Source organism: Paraburkholderia xenovorans LB400 (assembly GCF_000013645.1).
GTDB lineage: Bacteria > Pseudomonadota > Gammaproteobacteria > Burkholderiales > Burkholderiaceae > Paraburkholderia > Paraburkholderia xenovorans.
Genome location: NC_007952.1, coordinates 2,139,298 through 2,157,434 on the forward strand (window position 1 = coordinate 2,139,298; position 18,137 = coordinate 2,157,434).

15 protein-coding genes are annotated in these 18,137 nt (G+C 63.7%); 3 read left to right on the plus strand and 12 right to left on the minus strand.

Annotation, left to right across the window (positions count from 1 at the left end; all coding sequences use genetic code 11):
• Positions 1-3 precede the first annotated feature (3 nt).
• From BXE_RS31390 to BXE_RS31410, 5 genes are all read right to left on the minus strand, one after another.
• Positions 4-1,071 (minus strand): ABC transporter substrate-binding protein, encoded by a 1,068-nt coding sequence (locus BXE_RS31390; RefSeq protein WP_011492152.1) that lies wholly within the window; start codon positions 1,069-1,071, stop codon positions 4-6.
• Positions 1,072-1,181: 110 nt separating this feature from the next.
• Positions 1,182-2,543, minus strand: a complete 1,362-nt coding sequence (locus BXE_RS31395) for a protoporphyrinogen/coproporphyrinogen oxidase (RefSeq protein WP_233518948.1) — start codon at positions 2,541-2,543, stop codon at positions 1,182-1,184.
• A gap of 198 nt (positions 2,544-2,741) precedes the next feature.
• Complete coding sequence (locus BXE_RS31400; protein ID WP_011492154.1) at positions 2,742-4,502, minus strand: thiamine pyrophosphate-dependent enzyme; 1,761 nt, start codon at positions 4,500-4,502, stop codon at positions 2,742-2,744.
• Between the two features lie 129 nt (positions 4,503-4,631).
• Positions 4,632-5,783 carry a porin gene (locus tag BXE_RS31405; RefSeq protein ID WP_011492155.1) on the minus strand — a complete coding sequence of 384 codons (1,152 nt, stop codon included), beginning with the start codon at positions 5,781-5,783 and terminating at the stop codon, positions 4,632-4,634.
• 170 nt (positions 5,784-5,953) lie between these two features.
• Entirely contained in the window at positions 5,954-6,187 is a 234-nt protein-coding gene (locus tag BXE_RS31410; RefSeq protein ID WP_040124616.1) for a hypothetical protein, read from the minus strand.
• A 35-nt stretch (positions 6,188-6,222) separates the two neighbouring features.
• On the opposite strand from BXE_RS31410, the gene BXE_RS31415 reads away from it, so the two are divergent.
• Together BXE_RS31415 and BXE_RS31420 are read left to right on the plus strand one after the other, a co-directional pair.
• Positions 6,223-7,257, plus strand: a complete 1,035-nt coding sequence (locus BXE_RS31415) for an ABC transporter substrate-binding protein (protein WP_011492156.1) — start codon at positions 6,223-6,225, stop codon at positions 7,255-7,257.
• A 2-nt stretch (positions 7,258-7,259) separates the two neighbouring features.
• On the plus strand, positions 7,260-8,048 hold the full coding sequence (locus BXE_RS31420; RefSeq protein WP_011492157.1) for an aspartate/glutamate racemase family protein: 789 nt from the start codon (positions 7,260-7,262) through the stop codon (positions 8,046-8,048).
• A gap of 42 nt (positions 8,049-8,090) precedes the next feature.
• Here the strand turns inward: BXE_RS31420 and andAa are convergent, their stop codons facing one another.
• Genes andAa through andAc form a run of 4 tightly spaced genes read right to left on the minus strand, consistent with a single transcriptional unit; the run spans position 8,091 to position 11,390 of the window.
• A complete protein-coding gene (andAa, locus tag BXE_RS31425) occupies positions 8,091-9,308 on the minus strand; it encodes an anthranilate 1,2-dioxygenase system ferredoxin--NAD(+) reductase (RefSeq protein ID WP_011492158.1) in 1,218 nt (405 codons plus the stop codon).
• Positions 9,298-9,621 (minus strand): anthranilate 1,2-dioxygenase ferredoxin subunit AndAb, encoded by a 324-nt coding sequence (gene andAb / locus BXE_RS31430; RefSeq protein ID WP_011492159.1) that lies wholly within the window; start codon positions 9,619-9,621, stop codon positions 9,298-9,300. Before andAb ends, andAa begins: the two co-directional genes overlap by 11 nt.
• 10 nt (positions 9,622-9,631) lie before the next feature.
• Positions 9,632-10,105 (minus strand): anthranilate 1,2-dioxygenase small subunit AndAd, encoded by a 474-nt coding sequence (andAd, locus tag BXE_RS31435; protein ID WP_011492160.1) that lies wholly within the window; start codon positions 10,103-10,105, stop codon positions 9,632-9,634.
• 13 nt (positions 10,106-10,118) lie between these two features.
• Positions 10,119-11,390 carry an anthranilate 1,2-dioxygenase large subunit AndAc gene (gene andAc, locus BXE_RS31440; RefSeq protein WP_011492161.1) on the minus strand — a complete coding sequence of 424 codons (1,272 nt, stop codon included), beginning with the start codon at positions 11,388-11,390 and terminating at the stop codon, positions 10,119-10,121.
• A gap of 212 nt (positions 11,391-11,602) precedes the next feature.
• Here andAc and andR point away from each other — a divergent pair, with 212 nt between their 5' ends.
• Positions 11,603-12,568 (plus strand): anthranilate 1,2-dioxygenase regulatory protein AndR, encoded by a 966-nt coding sequence (gene andR, locus BXE_RS31445; RefSeq protein WP_011492162.1) that lies wholly within the window; start codon positions 11,603-11,605, stop codon positions 12,566-12,568.
• Here the strand turns inward: andR and BXE_RS31450 are convergent.
• From BXE_RS31450 to BXE_RS31460, 3 genes are all read right to left on the minus strand, one after another.
• The gene (locus BXE_RS31450) at positions 12,552-13,637 is read right to left on the minus strand and encodes a helix-turn-helix transcriptional regulator (protein ID WP_040125279.1); all 1,086 of its coding nucleotides are present in this window, start codon (positions 13,635-13,637) and stop codon (positions 12,552-12,554) included. The two genes, andR and BXE_RS31450, sit on opposite strands and share 17 nt — an antisense overlap.
• Before the next feature lie 285 nt (positions 13,638-13,922).
• Positions 13,923-15,629: a hydantoinase B/oxoprolinase family protein gene (locus BXE_RS31455; protein WP_011492164.1), complete on the minus strand. Its 1,707-nt coding sequence runs from the start codon at positions 15,627-15,629 to the stop codon at positions 13,923-13,925.
• Positions 15,626-17,764 (minus strand): hydantoinase/oxoprolinase family protein, encoded by a 2,139-nt coding sequence (locus BXE_RS31460; RefSeq protein WP_011492165.1) that lies wholly within the window; start codon positions 17,762-17,764, stop codon positions 15,626-15,628. The genes BXE_RS31455 and BXE_RS31460 overlap by 4 nt, the downstream gene beginning before the upstream one ends.
• Positions 17,765-18,137: the final 373 nt, after the last annotated feature.

Consider the following 18,137-nt stretch of genomic DNA (forward strand, 5'->3'; position numbering starts at 1 on the left):
CTTTCAGTCGATGAAGCATTTGCAATCCTCAAAAGATCTGGGCACCGTCAGGCCGATTTTCGCAAACTGGCTGCGGCTGATCTGCGTGACGTAATCGCTCCTGCCGGGCAGCATCACCGGCATCGCGCTGGTCTTTTCGCCCTTCAGCACGCGCACGGCCACGCGTGCCGCATTCGCACCCACCGATTGCAGCGAGACCGCGTACGAAGCCGTTGCCATACCCTTCTTGATCGCTTCGGTTTCCGAACTGATCACGGGCACCTTCATGCGCTGCATGCTGGCGGCCACGGCCGGAATCGCCGACTGCACGAGATTCGATCCGGTGATGTAGACGAAGCCCACGCCGCTGAGCATCTGCGCGCGTTGCGTGATGTCGTTCACGCTGTCCACGCTGACCGGCTTGAATTCGAGGCCGGCGCGCTTCGCGGCGGCTGCAAGCGCGTGCGTCGTGACCACGTCGTTCGCTTCGCCGGGGTTGTATAGCGTGCCGAACGATTTGACGCCGGGCAGCAGTTTCTTCGCGAAAGCCAGCACGGCGTCGAAGTCCTGCAAATCCGACGAGCCGTTGAAGCGGTCGCTGCCGTGCTGCCAGTCAGGCGTCAGGCCGGCGGCAACGGGATCGGTGACTTCGGTGAAGACGAGCGGAATGGCCGGGTTGCTCACCGCCGAGCGCGCCACCTGGGAAACCGAGGTGGTCACGGTAAGGATCAGCGCTGGATTCTTCGTCAGGATTTGCGAGAACATTTGCGGCATCAGCGCCTGCGTGAAGTTGGCATCGCTGTAGGCGTAATTCACGTTCCTGCCTTCCACGTAGCCTTCGTGGGCCATTTCGTCCTTGAAGCCCTGAATCGTCATGGCAAGCGACGGGTGCGGCCCGAGATTGGCAATGCCGATAGTCGTCGGCGTGCCCGGCTGCGCAAGCGTGGAGGTCGCCGCGGCCAATGCGGCCAATGCGGCCGGTGCGGCGACAAGGCTGGCCAGCGCGGCAATACCGGCAATACCGGCGATCGCGGCAAGAATGGCGCGCTGGGCTACCGGCTGGCGTCGGGCGGTACTGGTTGAACCCTTCATTGCAGATTTCCGTAGCGTAAATGAGGTAGCGAATTTGTAGCATTGAACCCGCGGGCGAATTTATTTCGCGCTCCGCTTATGCCGTTTCGCTAAAAGTTGGTCCGTTTTGCCTAATTCCGGATGCGCGACAGTACGATCCGGGCCGCGCGCTCGCCGCTCGCGCAAGCGCCCGTCAGCAGCGCCTGAGAAGTCCAGTCGCCGCAGTAGACGACCGGGCGGTCCGCGTCGCGCACGGCGCCCTCCTGCCAGCGCCAGAACGCCTGTAGCCGCTCGCCATAGCCCGGCGCGAACACCGGCAGCTTGCGGGGAATCCACTGATTCACGACCGCGCTCACATGGCGGTCGAAATCGGGAATCCGCGCGCGCAGTTCGTCGCGCAGCAGCGCATCGAGGTTGTCGGTCAGCCCGCGCCGTTCGGCCTCCTGCGCGGCTTCGGGCGTCAGTTGACAGTAGATCTGCGTAAGCGGTCGCCCGCTGGCGGGCGCGGCGGGCAACTGCTGGAACGTCGAAATCCGGCTGGACGCGCCACGCGACGCAAACTGCAACGTCGGCGGGAGCGGCCGCGAAAAACCATAGTGGACGACACCGAGCGCGTTGTAGCGCACCGCCTGGAGCATCTCACGCTCCTCGCGCTGCGGATTGCGGACGAGCGTGCCAGCGAGCGAGCCTTCCGTCGCACACACGACGTGGTCCGCCGTCAGCACCGCGCCGTCGCGCAGCGTCACCGCAAATCGCTGGCCGCGCGTCGCGTCGAGGCGCTCATCAGCCTCGGCACCCTGCGTGGCCTCGATCGATGCCACGAGCGCATTCGTACGCACATCGAGCTGCGCGGCCAGCGCCTCACACACGCAGCCCATGCCGCCCTTCAACGTGAATACGGTATCTTCGCCGATCAGATGCGGCACGGTTGACCGGTAGAACAGGGCGGACAGGGTTTCGGGATTGAAGCTGCGGGTCGAGCGGAACACCGGTTCGACCATGCTCGAGAGCGCCTGCGGTCCGATTGCATCGCGCACGTATTCCGCGAGAGTTTGCTGATCGGCGGCAGGGTCGTCGGCGATGGCACTCATCGCCCAATCCGGATCGACACGGCTGCGCTGCGCTCGCATTCTGAGCGCATGGCCCACCAGCGCGAAGCGCTCGCGCATCGGCAGACCGGGCGTGGCCAACGAGCGGAACGAAGGCATGAGTTCGATGGTGTGGCTGCCGCCAGGCGAAACGCACTGAGCCGTCAGATGACGCAGCGGAATCAGCGCGTCGTGAAGCGAAAGGTCCGCGATCAGCCGGTTAAATGCGCCGCCGAACGGATACACGAGACGCGCGCCGCTATTGAACGCAATATCGCCCACGCGCCGGTCGCCCATGCGTCCGCCCACCACGTCACTCGCTTCGAGCACGGTCACCTGTATGCCGGCCTGATGCAGGCGGTAGGCCGCCGTCAAACCGGCAATGCCGGAGCCAACGACGATCACGCTTTCTTTTCTGCGGGATGAGTCCGTTGTGTCGTTCCGCGCGCTTTGCCATGCGCCTCGATTGCGCAACGGCGCCGAAGCGCCAGACGCACCGCGGTCCGATACAGATATTTCCATTGCTTTCATGGGACTGCCAGGGAAAATACTTTAAAAAGCCGTTTCGAACGGCGCTTATCGACCTCAGCTCGCGGCGGTGCCTCACGCGAGCGGCTTACCCACCGAGCGCGGAACACGCAATTCAATCAGCCTGACCCCGGACGCCGCAAGCGCCTGATCCAGCGCGGGTGCGAAAGCCGCCGTTTCATCGACCACCCAGCTCTTCACGCCGAACGCACTGGCAAACGCAGCGAAATCGATGTTGCCCAGCTCGGTGCCCACCGTACGCCCGAAAAGCCGGCGCTGCGCTCCATCGATTGCACCATACGCGCGGTTGTTCACTACCAGCACGAGCAGCGAGGTGCCCAGCCGCACCGCCGTTTCGAGTTCTTCCGCGTGCATCATCAGGCAGCCGTCGCCGGCAATGGCGACGATCTGCCGGCCCGGCTCCAGCACCAACGCTGCGCCGATCGCGGCAGCAAGCCCATAGCCCATCGCGCCGCTTTTCGGACCCAGTTGCGTACCCGGCCGACGGTGCGTCAGATAGCGTTGCGGCCAGATCGCATAAGCGCCCGCGCCCGAGGTCACGACGGCGTCGTCCTCCAGCGCGGCGTCGAGCGTGGCGTAGACGGCGCGCAGATCGAGCGGGCCTTCACAGCGTCCGCCCGTCACGAATGCAAGACGCTCGGCGCGCAGCACGCTCATCCACTGGCGACGTGCATCGAGCGCTTCGGCGTCAGCCCACGTTGCGCCTGTTGCGCTTGCCTCCTGCCACGCGTCGACCGCCGCATTGGCTTGCGCGAGCAATGCAAGGTCTGCCTGATAGACCGCGTTCAGTTCGCTCGCGTCGGCGTGGATGTGTACGAGACGCTGAGCGTTGCCGCGCTGCGTCGCGTCGGGTTCGATCAGCGCATAACCCTTGAATCCTTCACCCAGCGTGTTGAGTTCGCCGAGCCGGCCGTTCAGCACGATCAGCAGATCGGCTTCGCCCACGCGTTTCCCCAGCGAAGGATCGATCCCAATGCCGATTTCACCGACGAACACGGCATCGTCGTGATCGATCAGATCGCGACGACGGTAGGTCGTCGCCACCGGCACGACATGCTGGCGAGCAAGCGCGGCGAGCGCTTCCAGCGAAGCACGCTGCCAACCGGTGCCGCCCGCAATGATCATCGGGCGACGCGCCGCCTGCAGCATGCCGCGCAAACGGTCGAGGTCGGTGCGCGCGATGGACGGCGCGGGCAACTGCGGCAGCGCGGGAATGGAGAGCCGCGCGTGAGCCTGTGCAACGTCCTCCGGCATGACCAGCACGACCGGTCCGCGCCGCCCGCTCATCGCTACGTGCCATGCGCGCGCGAACATCTCGCCGATGCGCCCGGGCGCGTCGATCACGCCGACCCACTTGGCGAGCGGACCGAACACGCGTTGGTAGTCGTCGACATTGAGCATCGCCTCGCGGCCGGAGATTGCCTGGCTCGCCTGGCCGACGATCAGGATCATCGGCGCGCTATCCGTAAAAGCCGTGTGGACCGCCAGCGCCGTATTCAGCGCGCCCGGCGCGCGCGCGGCCAGACAGACTCCCGGTTGGCCGCTCAACTGGCCGATCGCCTGGGCCGCGTAAGTCATGCCCGCCTCGTGTCGAAAACTGGCGAGCGCGATCTGCGGCGCGTGGACCGCAAGTGCATCGACGATTTCGAGAATGCCTTCACCCGGAATGAACGTAACCGCGAGCACACCGTAGGCGCCAAGCACTTCCGCAACGATCCGGGCGCCGCTGACCCGGTCGACATTACCGTCCGCGCTCGCGCCGGCCCTTGTTGCTGCTGATGGATCCACTGCACCTGCTGTGTGCTCGCGACTCATATGAAATGCAACTCCTTTTTCGTGACACAGCGCGCGCCCGCTTCGCGTGATGCCTGCTTTTTTCGTGCGTGCTGCCTGCGCGCAGCGGCATCACCTGACACGATGACCCGCTGCCGCCACTCACCGACATTAGAACCGATGATAAATACCAGCGGTAATCGACACCTGGCGCTTGGTCGACGAAGCACCGCCCGAACCGCTTGCATATTCAATATTGGCGTGTTGCGCGTCGCCGGCCGCCAGTTGAAAGATACCGTCCAGGTACAGCGCCGTCCGCTTCGACAGGAAGTAGTTGTTGATCAGCGAGACCTGGTGATATTGCGGCTTGAAGTCGGTCGGCTGGATCGAGCCGGTGGTGTAGGTGTAGTCGATCGCAGCCTGATAATCGGGCGCGAAATAATGGCTCACGTTCGCTTCGACGTTGGTGTAACTGGCGCGGCCGTGCGCGAGACCCAGTTGCGCGACGCCGAGATCGTCGTACCGGCTATGCGTGACGACGATGCCCGCGAACGTGTCTTTGGTGAAGGCATACTGGCCACCCGCGCCGTAGATTTCCATGCTCGAAGGCGCGATCGCATACGAGACCGCCGGCGAATTGGGCGAGATCGACGCGAACGAGGCCGTGGTCCACAAGCCTTCGCTGGCGGCCGAAGCCGGGTGATTCATACGCATGTATGCGGCCGAAAGCTTGAGCGGGCCTTGTGCGTAGTTCACGCCGAAGCCCACTGCACTCTGGTTGCCGAAGCTGCCGGCTACGCCGCCAAAGCTGTACATCAACCCGGCCTGCAAGCCGCGATACGAGGGCGACAAGTACTTCACCGCGTTATTGGTGCGGAACTGATAGTTGAAGTTGTTGTTGTCGCCGACGGTCGCCGTGTAGCCGTTCCACATCAGCGGCGAAGAATACTGCGCGAGCCAGTCCTGCGTAAGGTCGTACTGGCGGCCGAAGGTCAGCGTGCCGTAACGGCCGTCGGTCAGCCCCACGAAGGCCTGGCGCCCGAACTCGCGGCTGCCCTGCGCCGCAGTGCCGGTGTTCGGGTTGAAGCCGCCTTCGAGCACGAAGACCGTCTTCGTGCCGCCGCCCAGGTCCTCGACGCCCTTGAAGCCCCAGCGGCTGGGTCCGTTCGCGGTGCCGATCGACGCACCTTTGAGCGAATTGTTGGAGTAAATCAGGCCTGACATCACCACGCCATACAGCGTGACGCCTGAGCCCGGCGAACTTTGCGCGTGTGCGGCAGCCGCAAGGGAAAAAAGCAGCGCCGTAGTGCAGATACGTTTCATCTCGAAGGTCCGTAGAGGGATCGTTGGTTTGCGGGAATATCCGTTCGTAGCATGTTGAACGCGTCGGTACGGCAACGCGGTTGCCAGAGCGAAGACTAGGAACGGCACAAACCAGTGACAATGACCTCAAAATAGTTAGACCCGTTTTCCTTCAATTCTGAATCGCTTCACTAGAGCGCGGCCTCATAAAACGTTGTCAACGCGCCCGCTTGTGCGCTTGTGCGGCGCCGCAGCAACATGGCGTCTTTATGATCATCACACGGCGTTGCGGGTGGCTGGACGTCGCCAGAGGCTTGAATTGTTAGGCTTTCGGAACTGTTTATTTTGGCGGTGTGGGCGGCGAAAAACGGCTCGACCAGAATGAGCCTGTCATGACGGCGCAACGGCATCACTGGCTTGCCCATTTCTCTTCTCCCACTTTTTCTCAGGCAAATACGTTATGAAACTGCTCAGCGCGTGTGTTCGACAGATCAGCGGACGCCGCAGTATGACGGCCGCGTTGCTATCGGCGGCGATCGGCTTTGGCAACCTCATGCCCGCGACGAGTCACGCGCAGGCTGCGTCCCCCGCGCCGATCGTCGTGGGCATCGCGAACTTCGGGCCGCACCCTGCGCTCTCGCGTACGATCCAGGGCTTCAAGGACGAAATGCAGGCTAACGGCTACGTCGAAAACAAAAACGTGCGCTACGTCTATAGCGACGCCAACTTCACACCCAGCCTGATCCCGCAGACGCTTGCGCAGATCGTCGCGCAGCATCCTTCGGTAATCCTGACCGTCACGACACCGGTTGCCCAGGCCGCTGTGCGCAACGTCGGCAATCTCGACACACCGCTCGTGTTCTCGCAGGTCACGGACCCGGTCAAGGCCGGCATCGTGCCTGACTGGCAGCACGGCAGCAGCCGCATCAACGGCACGTCGAGCATCACTGATTACAACGCCGTGCTCGACTTCGCAAAGAAGGTGTTCCCCAAGGCCAGAAAATTCGGCGTGCTGTATAACGCGGGCGAAGTCAACGACGTCGCCGCCATCGCGAGCCTGAAAGAAGCCGCCGCGAAGTCCGGCCTCGAAATGATCGCGACCTCCGCCGATTCCACCGTCGATGTGCCGCAACGCGCCGGCACGCTGCAAGGCATCGATTTCTTCTATGCAATCGGCTCCAGCCTGATCCAGTCGTCGCTGCCGGCGGTCGCCTCGGTTACCGACCACATGCATGTACCGATTCTCAGCGCAGAACACGAACTGATCCGCAAAGGCGACATCATCGCCGTCGCGTATGCCCCTTCTTACGAATCGCAGGGCGCGCACGCCGCCGACATGGCATTGCAGATGCTCAAGGGCGTGAAGCCGTCGGCAATGCCCGTATATCGCGCCGTACCCGCCGACTACAAGGAACTGATCAATCGCCGCAAGATGGCGTCTCTCGGCCTGCCGGTTCCCGCCTCGCTCGACGCGTGCAATTGCTTCGTCAATTGATCATGACCGCACACTCGCTCCCCGATGTACCGGCCGGCTCCGAAGCACGGGCGTTGCGTGCGCGCCGCCGCACGATCCACGGCGTGAGCATCGGCATCCTGATGCTCGACACCGGCTTTCAGCGCTTGCCGGGCGACATCGGACACGGTGCAACGTGGCCGTTCCCCGTGCAATACGGTCTCATGACAGGCGTGACCGGTCCACAGGTCATGGCGGCCACGAGCGGCGATGCGAAGGCCGCGGTGCCGCTCATCGAACGCTTTGTCGAAGCGGCGCAGCAACTCGTCGATCTCGGCGTGGACGGCGTCACGACGAGTTGTGGCTTTCTCGTGGCATTCCAGCAGGCGTTGACCGAGCGCTGCGCCGTGCCGGTGGCCACTTCCGCGTTATTACAGATTGCGTCGGTTGCGTTGCTGCTGCCGCGACGCCAACGCGTGGGCATCCTCACGGCGCGTGCCGCTTCGCTCACGCCGCGTCATCTGCTGGCCGCGAACGCGCCGACTGATCTGCCCATAGCCGGGTTACGCGAAGACAGCCGTTTCTTCCGCAACAATCTGGAGAATGCGCCACTGGTGGATTTCGACGAGCAGGCCGAGGATCTCCTCGAATGCGCCGGGCGCCTGTTGCGGGCGCATCCGGAAACGGGCGCCATTGTCAGCGAATGCAGCAATTTCGCGCCCTACTCGGCATTGATCAGCGAACGGTTCGGTGTGCCGGTGTTCGATATCGTGACGATGATCGAATGGTTTCAATCGGGTTTGAGGCCGCGGCGGTTCCAGGCCGCCTCGTAGACAGGCGTTAAAGCAGTGCAAGCGCGACTCGCACTGCCTGCATCAGAGCAACGATCGCAGTGCTACGGCGGTATCGGCAAGCAGCGCGGGGTCGAGTACCTTGCCAGATGCCACGAGCCGCTTGCAGGCGCCCATCTCCCGACCCGCGTTGATCGCGACAACCGCGCGCAGGCGCCGGCCCGCGTCGAGCGCGAGCACACAAAACGGGCCGTTATGCGCATCGCCGCGCTCGATCAACGTGTGCGACGCGTCGATCATGCCAAGCGACTGGATATTGCAATCGAACTGATCGGACCAAAGCCACGGCCACTCGGCGTATTCCTGGGTATCGCCGAGCATGTTGGCTGCCGCGATCACCGGCTGATTTTCGGCGACCTGCCACGATTCGATACGTGCCTGACGACCCAGCAGCGGATTGAAATGCATCGTCACTTCACCTGCCGCGAAAATGCGCGGGTCGGATGTGCGGCACTGCGCGTCGACCACGATGCCGTTATCCACCTGCAAGCCCGCTTCGCGCGCCAGTTCGACATTGGGCAACACGCCAATCCCCACGACGACGAGATCCGCGGCGAGTGTTCCGCGATCCGTTTCGATCAGCGCACGGCGATTCTCGTAACCGATACGCAACGGCGTTTCGCCGAGTCTGAGCGTTACGCCGCGCCGCGCATGAAGCGATGCCACGAAGCGTGAAGCCGCCGGCGGCAGCGAGCGCTGCAGCAACGTGGCCGCGGGCTCGATCACCGTTGCTTCGCAACCCACCTGAGTGACCGCCGCGGCCACTTCCAGTCCAATGAAACCGCCGCCCAGAATCGCGACCTTTCTGCCGGGCGCGAGCGCGGCGCGCAACGCCAGCGAATCGGCCAGCGTACGCACGTAGTAAAGCCGCACTCGCTCGTCCATCGGACCGGCAAACTCACGCACGCGCGACCCGGTTGCGAGCAACAGCCTGTCATAGCCGATCGAACTGCCGTCATGCAAACGTACTTGGTTACGCGTACGGTCGATCGACTCGACGGTAGTTCCGAGCCGCAATTCGATGCCGTGCGCAGCGTACCATTCAAGCCCGCGAATGAACGCCTTCTGTTCGCCGCCTTCCGCGAGCAGGGCGTCTTTCGAAAGCACCGGACGATCGTAAGGCGCGTGGGGTTCCGCGCCGATCATCACGATCCGCGCGCCCGGATCGCGCTCGCGCAGCGTTTCGGCGGCGCGCCGCGCGGCGTGGCCCGCGCCGACGATCACATGCCGGTCAGTCGACATGAATCTCAACCCGCGAATCGACAATGCGAATCGGGAAAGCACGTACCGGCTCCGTAACAGGCGCGCAACGGGGCGCGCCGGTGCGAATGTCGATCAACCCCTGATGCAGCGGACATTCCACACAGCCGTCTTCCACGTAGCCATCCGAGAGTCGCGCATGGCCGTGCGAACATAGATCGTTCAGCGCAAATACTTCGTCGCCGAGCCGGAAAACCGCGATTTTCCGGTCGCCGGCGATAATGGCTGCGGGTTCGCCCTCGGCGAAATCGTCGAGCGTGCCGATGGGTTGCCAGTTATCGAGTGTCTGTTCCATAGGCCCTCTTTCAGATCGGCGTGGCGAGCAGCGTCTGCACACGCAACGTGTCGTACACCACGCGCTTGCTCCGATAACGCAGACCGTCCGGCGTACGCACGACACGGTCGTAATACTTGCCCGCCTGGTACACATCGGACTCGCCATTGGCGCGCGTTTGCACGACGACGTAGCTGCTTTCCGTTTCGATCACACCGTCTTTCTCGCCCACGATCGTCAGGCCCGAGGTCATGTGACGATACGTATGCTCCTCGAAGATATTCGCATTACGCAGCGACACCACGCGGTCGCGCAGCATGCGCTGGTTCGTGCAGTGAATGATGCCGATAGGCAAACCCATGTCGGCGTTTTCCTTCGGCACGATTTCGTACGTGCAGTCTTCGGTGAACAAGGTCGGCCATGCTTCGAGCCGGCCGTTGTCGAGATTGCCGATGTACTGGTTCTGCAGCATGTGCAATTCGAACCACAGCTTCATCGCTTCCATGTGCGTCCCCTGATCAATAGCCCATCAATTGCTGATAACCGACCCAGAAGCGGCGAATCAGGCTTTCGGTAATCACCGTGTCCTGCTGGTCCGGATTGCCGCGCGACATTTCAATTACCGAGCTCGCGTCGCCGTCGCGAATCGTTCCGCGCTGGACCAGCTCGGTCGCCTCTGTGTCTTCCATCGAGATATAGCCTGCCGGTCCCACGAGATTCGCCTGCTTGATGCGTAGCGCGCGCAGCTCCGGCGTGTCGTCCGTGTAGCCGAAAAAATGGAAGATCAGTTCGAAATTGTTCGGTCCCTTCGGCAACAACTGGCGCGCGACCAGTGTGTTGTGAATCTGCTGGATCACGAGCTGCGGAAAAATCGGTTGAATGTGATTGGTCGTGTTTTCCTCGTACTCCGGGATATGACCGAGCACGGTATCGTCTTCGAGCGAGAAGCCTTCGTCCATCGACCGGATATTCTGCTGCTTGTATGCCGCCGAGGTGTCTTCGTCCGTTTTCGTGACCGTGATGATGCTATGCAGGCCATGCGTGGCGTCCGGAATCGAACGCGCCTTCATGCCGACGCGGAAAATGTTGAAGGTCGTATGGAACAGATGCAGCATGCTCGCGTGATACGGGTCCTTCACGTTCTCGAAGTACAGCTTCCAGTTCGATTTCGAATACTGCCGCGTGCAGCCGAGATATTCGATCGGCTTGTGAAAAATACGGTCGATCCACGGGCGCATTTCCGCGCCGAGATAGTCGGGCAACGGCGCGACCTCTTCGCTGAAGGTCGCGAACACCACCCCACGATAGCTGTCCACCCGCAGTTTGCGCAGGCTGTGATTCTTCGGATCGAAGTCGGCGGGCATACCGCTCATGCCTTTCTGTCCGCGGCGGAAAGGCACACCGAGCAGATTTCCGCTGTTGTCGAAGCTCCACTGGTGATACACGCAGGTATGCGAGGTGGCGTTGCCGCGTGCCTTGCGGCATACGGAAGCGCCACGATGCGCGCAGCGGTTCACCCACGCCGCGATCGATCCGTCTTCCACGCGTGTAACGACCACCGGCGTATCGCCCACGAAAGTGCTCTTGAAGTCGCCCGGCTTTGGAATTTCCGCTTCGAGCGCAACGAAATTCCACGTCGGACCGCGATAAATGCGCTCCTGCTCGCGCTCGTACACCGCTTGCGAGCTGAACACCTTGTAGGGGACACGCGAACCATCGTCGTGCGGAAACACAACCTGATCCGACTCCATGTTCCTGATAATGCGGACGGGCGTTTCGGCCATTTCCATGCTGATGACTCCGCTAGATTGCTGGGGTGCTGCCTGTTTGAGGGGACCGTCGTTTGCACACAGCTTTTTTGACGGCTGCAGGCTTATTTTTGGAGAACCAGAATAGTGGCGCTATCCGTTTCTGGCAGTCCACGCGCCGCCTGTCCGATTCAGGCGGCTTTCTGAACGAAACCCGTTGCGGCGGGAACGCAGCGCTTTATCCTTTCGCCGTCATGACCCGCTCCGATTTCCGTCCACGTGCGCTGCGCGATCACCGTCTGTTCGAGTCGAAAGACCTGGACGAGACGCGCGAACTCATTTCGCGCGTGATGCAGCCTCATTCGCTCGCGCCGTTCGGCGACGGCAGCGGGCGCTCGCATATGGATTTCGTCAAGATTGGCCGGCTCGGCATCGGCACGATCGGCTTCGGCAGCGGCATGCATGTCGATGTCGAAGCGGTGGACGGCTATTACCTGCTGATGTTTTGCATTGCCGGCAGTGCGGAAGTGAAAGCGGCGGGCCGCACCATTGAAGTCAACGACCGGCAAGGCGTGGTTCGCGCGCCCGGCGAATCGTTCAGCGCAAAACTGTCGCCCCATTGCGAGCAACTCGTGTTGCGTATCGATCCCGCCGCGTTGCCGGAAAAGACGACGCTCGGCGCGGAACCGGGCGGCGCGCTCGTGCGCTTCACGAGCGGCGCGATGCGCGCATGGCAAGACCAGTTGAAATTGATCGCCAGTTCGCCGGATCTGCTCGCCAGCGCGTGCGGCAATGCCCGCGTGGGTGCGCATGTCGAATCACTGCTGGTCAATCTGCTCGCGGCGGGTTCCGCCGAGCGTGACACTCCCACTATCTCCATGCCGCGCCCGGGCGTCACGCCGGGTTTCGTCCGCCGCGCTGAAGACGTAATGATCGCGCGGCTCGGTTCGCCATTGCAGCTAGCCGATCTTGCCGAAGCGGTTGGCGTGCCGGTACGCACGTTATGCGACGGCTTCATGCGTTTCCGTCAGACCAGCCCGATGCATTATCTGCGGCAGATCCGGCTGGAACGCGCCCGCGAAACGATTCTCGCCACGCCTGCCGGCGTGCGTATCGCGACCATCGCGCTCGATTGCGGCTTTACCCACTTTGGACGTTTTGCGCAGAGCTACAAGGAGCGCTTTGGCGAGTCGCCGTCGCACACTATCCGGCTGCGTTAGCGCGGTCCGCGCCGCGTAACTGCCGCGCGTCTTTCGGCGCGAAGCCGTAGAAGTCGCGAAATGAGGTCGTGAAACTCGTCTGATGCTGATAACCCACTGCCGCCGCCACCTGCCCCACTGATTGCCGTTCGTCCACCAGCAGTCGCAGCGCCTCCTGCATGCGCCGGCGCAAGCTGTATTCGAACACGGTCACACCATGCAGGAACTTGAACGCGCGCTTGAGTTTCGACGCGTTGGTGCCGACCGCACGCGCGAGATCGGGAATGGTCATGCTCTTCTGGAGATCGGCGTCGATCATCATGCGCGCGCGTTCCATCAGCATCAGATCGCGCGACGAGAGAATACCGTCCTGCACGCCATGCCGCAAACTGTCGATCCACACACCCACGCTCGCATACAGAATCTCCGTGCATTTGGCCTCGACGAACAGCAGTTCGCGCACGCCTTCGTACGGGCTCGCGAGCAGTTGTCCGATGGCCTGCACCGCGTCCATCGTCAGGCGCATCTGGAGGTTGTAGAGTTCGTCGTCCTGCACGGCGGCAAGGCGCGCGCGAATCGCTTCGCCTTCCGCGCCGAGCGCCTCGATGAGCCGCGCGAAATAGCGCGACGACACGTACAGACCCAGCGCGCGGCGTGGGCCCTGCGGACAGGTGATCTGATAGCGCAATCCCGCGCCCTGATAGCAGAGGATGAAGTTAGGCGCCTCGACCTGCACGGAATCGGCGTCGTCACCGCCATCCACGCCCACATGAGCGGGCCCGGCCACCAGATAGTGAAACTCGACGAAACCCTCGGGCGGCACGCATTCGGTGCGTGCGCGAGCGTATTCGCACTCGGAAACCGCCACGAAGATTTCGTCGCGAATGGAGATCATCTTCCACGCGCCTTCGTCGGCGTCGCCCGGCACAGGCACGCGGCGGCCATACAGGCCCATTGCCGGCGCACTGATACTGCGCGGATCGTCGCGCAGGCGGCGGTATGCTTCGCTCAATGACGCACCCGCATGCGCGAGCGCGGTGCGGAACAGTCCATTGCGCGCGTCTTCGGTTAATGCGTCTGACGTTTGCACGGGCGTGACAGCAGATGATAGCGAAGGCGCAGAAAGCGTGGGGAATCGGTCCATGAAAGCGGCCGCGCGGCGCGGTTCCATCGTCGTACAGGTACGGACGATTCTAGTCACATGCCACGCGCCGCCAATATTCGTCCGACGCGCGGGCGAGACATACCGCACCCGTCGATACGACAAAGAGCGGATTTCCTACGTTAAGCATCCGATTGCCAGGCGTCCTCGCGACTGAACGCGTCGGCGCATTTTTCGGCACGCTGTATCAGCGCGCGGTATCGGCCCCGGGTATCAGCCCAAGCCGTAAGCGTGGGCGGCGATGAACTCGCTGACGTAGCCGAGCCGAACATCGCGCGCGACATCCTCGCGCTCGCGCTCGTGCGCCGCTCCAATGCCTGCGCCGCCCGGCAGATCGAGGCACAGGCGACGCCCGCGCGGCACGGTCTGCAGCCCCATCGCGGCCATCGGCGTGCCGTCGTCCAGCGTGACGGCGCCCGGCGCGCCGGCGCCGCCGCCATCCCGGCCGCGCGCCGCGTGCACGATGCGGTCGTACATGCCGAAGAACTGGAACGGCGCGCCGTCGACGCTTGCGATTTCAAGGCGCTGCCCGAGGCCGCCGCGCCAGCGTCCGGGACCGCCGCTGTCCGGGCGCAACTCCTTGCGCCAGATCACGACCGGATACAGCGATTCGACGATCTCGCAGGCAATTGCCCGCACGCCGCTGGGAAACGCGGTGCCCGACATGCCGTCGTCGCCAGCCCGCGCACCCGACCCGCCGCTGTTGAAAAACAGCGTTTCGAACGCACGCGGCTGGTCTTGCGCGCCGGCATCCGGCAACGCCTCGCCCGCCGCCATCCACGCTGCCGCGCCGCCGCGCAGTTGCGCGCCCCAGACGCACGACGCGCCTTCGGCCGGCACACGGTCCGGCAGCACGCCGGCGAGCGCACCGAATACCACGTCCGGCAGGAACTGGCCGATGATGTGCCGCGCGCACACCGGCCACGGCCGCTGCACATTGAGGATCGACCCTTCTGGCGCGCTGATGTCGAGCGGTTCGAGCGAACCTGCGTTGTTCGGCACTTCCGGCGCAACCGCCGCGCGCACCCCGAAAGCCGCATACGCCCGCGTGTAGTTCAGCACCACGTTGATACCGCGATGGCTGGCGGGCGACGTCCCCGCGAAGTCGACGCCAACCCGGCCGCCGCGCACGTCGAGCGTTGCGACGAGATCGATCGGCGTATCGAAGCCGTCGATCCGCATGGCGTAGGGATAGCGTCCTTCGGGCAGTTTCGCGATGGCCTGTTGCATCGCCGCGCGCGAGCATTCGATGATCGCGTCGGACACGCGCACCATGTCGGACTCGCCGAACTCGTCGAGCATTGCCACGAGCCGCGCACCGCTCGCCTCGTTCGCGCTGACATAGGACAGGATGTCGCCTTCCACTTCGTCGGGCGTGCGTACGTTGGCGCGAATGATCTCGATGAGATCGCTATTGATCACCCCCGCGCGCGCGAGCGGCAGACGCGGAATGCACAGACCTTCCTCGAATACCGAGCGCCCGTCCGGCCCCTGCCCGATCCCGCCGATATCGACCTGGTGGCAGGTGCACGCGAAAAAACCGATCACGCGCTCGCCGCGAAACACCGGCGAGACGACCGTCACGTCATGCAGATGGCCCGACGCCAGCCACGGATCGTTGGTGATGAAGTGGTCGCCGGGACGCATCGTGGCGAGCGGAAACACCTGCAGAAAATGCCCGACCGCCGCCGCCATCGAATTGACGTGCCCTGGCGTGCCTGTCACGGCCTGCGCGACAAGACGCGCGCGCGCGTCGAACACGCCGGCAGAAAGATCACCCGCTTCGCGCACGGTCGGACTGAACGCGGTGCGCATCAGAAGCCGCGCCTGTTCTTCCACGACGGCGATCAGCCGGTTCCAGACAACCTGCAAACGGATCGGATCGAGCGTGTCGTGCCCGATATCGTGCGGTGCGTTCATACGTTCTCCTTCAATGTGGCGCGGCGCTCCAGCAGCAAATGGCCGCCCGTATCCACGCGCGCGTCGAAATTGGGCGGCACGATCACGGTTGTCTCGCGATCGACGATGACAGCCGGGCCGCGCACGAACGCGCCGGTCGCGAGATGGTCGCGACGATAGAAACGCGAAGTCACGCGCTCACGTCGCGACTGGTCGAGCACCAGGCGTTCGGCGGTCGCGATAGGTTCGGCGGCGATAGCGGGTGCCGCGGCGATGTGGTCGATCGACGCCGCGCGCCCGTCACGCTGCGGCGCGCTCAGACGCACGCTCCAGCCGAGCATTTCGATCGGCGCACGCGGCACGAGGCGTCCGAAACGCGCCAGATACGCGGCCTCGAAGCGCTCGCGCAGAATCGCGTGCGCGTCGCCATCGAGCCGCGCGGCGGGCAGCGCGACCTGCAATTCGTGGCCTTGCCCGCGATAGCGCATGGATACCGTTACTTCGACGCGACACGAATGCCGCGGCACGACCTTACCGACGATGAGCGCGGCCTCGTCTTCCAGCGCGGCGAGCAGCGCATTCACTGCCTCGACATCGACTTGCATGAGCGGTTCGATACGGCTGCGAACCGCGTCGAAAGCAACCGGCGCGAGCAGAAAACCAAACGCCGAACCCACGCCCGCCGCAGTGGGAATCACGACGCGGTCGATGCCGAGCTTTTCGGCGAGCCGCGCCGCATGTAGCGGCGCCGAACCGCCGAACGCGATCAGCGTGCGTCCGGCCACGGATTTACCCAGTTCGATCGCATGTTCGCGCGCGGCGCAGGCCATCGCCTCATCGGCGATTTCGGCAACGGCGTAGGCGGCGGCATCGGCGTCCACTTTTAGCGGCGTGGCGATGTCCAGTTCGAGTGCACGGCGCGCGGCGTCGGCATCGAGCACAAGCGTGCCCGCGGCGAACCAGGCGGGATCGAGACGGCCCGCGAAAAGGTGCGCGTCGGTCAGCGTGGCGCGTTCGCCGCCCTGGCCATAGCATGCGGGTCCCGGCACCGAGCCGGCGCTAACGGGGCCGACCTGCACGCGCCCCAGCGTATCGACGCGCGCAATCGAGCCGCCGCCCGCGCCTATCTCGCACAGTTCCACCACCGGGATACGCAGCGGGATACCACTGCCCGGTTTGAAGCGATAGAGCCGCGCCACCTCGAGCGAGCGCGACATGTGCGGACGGCCTTCGTCGATGAAGCACAGCTTTGCCGTCGTGCCGCCAATATCGAGCGACAACACCTGCGAAAGACCCAGCGACTCGCTGACGTGCGCGGCCATCAACGCGCCGCCCGCCGGCCCCGATTCGAGCAGGCGCACCGGCAGCCGGCACGCCGTGTCGACATCGCACAGACTGCCGTCGGAAGTCATCAGCAGCAACGGCGCGCGAATGGACATGCTCGCTAGCGCGGCGGCGAGGCGCGTCAGATAGGAGTGCATCAGCGGACGCACGTAGGCGTTCACGGCGGTCGTCGAGAAGCGCTCGAATTCCCGCACTTCAGGCGAAACATCGGACGACAGACTGATCGACAGGCGCGGCAGCCGCGCGGCGAGCCACTGCGCGGCCTGCTGCTCGTGACGCGGATTGCGATAACTATGCATGAAGCCGATCGCAAGGCTTTCTATCTCGCGAGCATCGAGCGACCGCGCAATGTTGTCGAGCGCATCCAGATCGAGTGGCTGCAATTCTTCGCCTTGCGCGCTCATGCGGCCCGCCACCGTGAACCGCAAATCGCGCTCGATTAGCGGTGCGGGTTGCCGCACGCGCAGATCGTAGTGATCGGCGCGCGCCTCGAAGCCGGTTTCGATGACATCGCGAAAACCTTCGGTGGTAAGCAGCGCAGTGCGCGCGCCGCGCCGCTCGATGACCGCGTTGGTGGCAAGCGTGGTGCCGTGGATGATCGCGTCGAGCTTGCCGGCCGCCATGCCGGTCTCGCGCAGCAGATGCGCGATGCCTTCGAACACTGCGCGCTCCGGTGCGTCGGGCGTGGTGAGGCGTTTATGCGTATAGCGGCGCGCGCCGGCTTCGAGCACGAAGTCCGTGAAGGTGCCGCCAATGTCGACACCAAGACGCGATTTGAGCGAGGACGGATCGAATTCTGCTGATTGATTCATGAGGTGTTTCAGGCAAGTGATGGACCCGCATGGGTGCGCGACTATTGCCGGAACGATACATGGAAGAATTTGCGGCGGCGTTGGATATCGGAACCTTGGCGTTCGATATTGGCTTTGCCGTTTTCGATGGCTGATGTACGACGCGCACCCGGCGCCAACGGTCGAAATAGCTCGTGAAGCATCGACGGCCAGCCAGCAACGTCCGGTCATCATCGGCCATTTGAAATGTGGACTCGACTCGACCCGGCTGGCGGGATACCATAGGCACATGGATGATCGTCAGTCGCAATTGATGGTCGCGCGTGCTCGCAGAGAGCAATGAGGCGTTGCAACGTTCACCTCTCCTGGCGCTTTTGGCGAATAGCATGCGAGT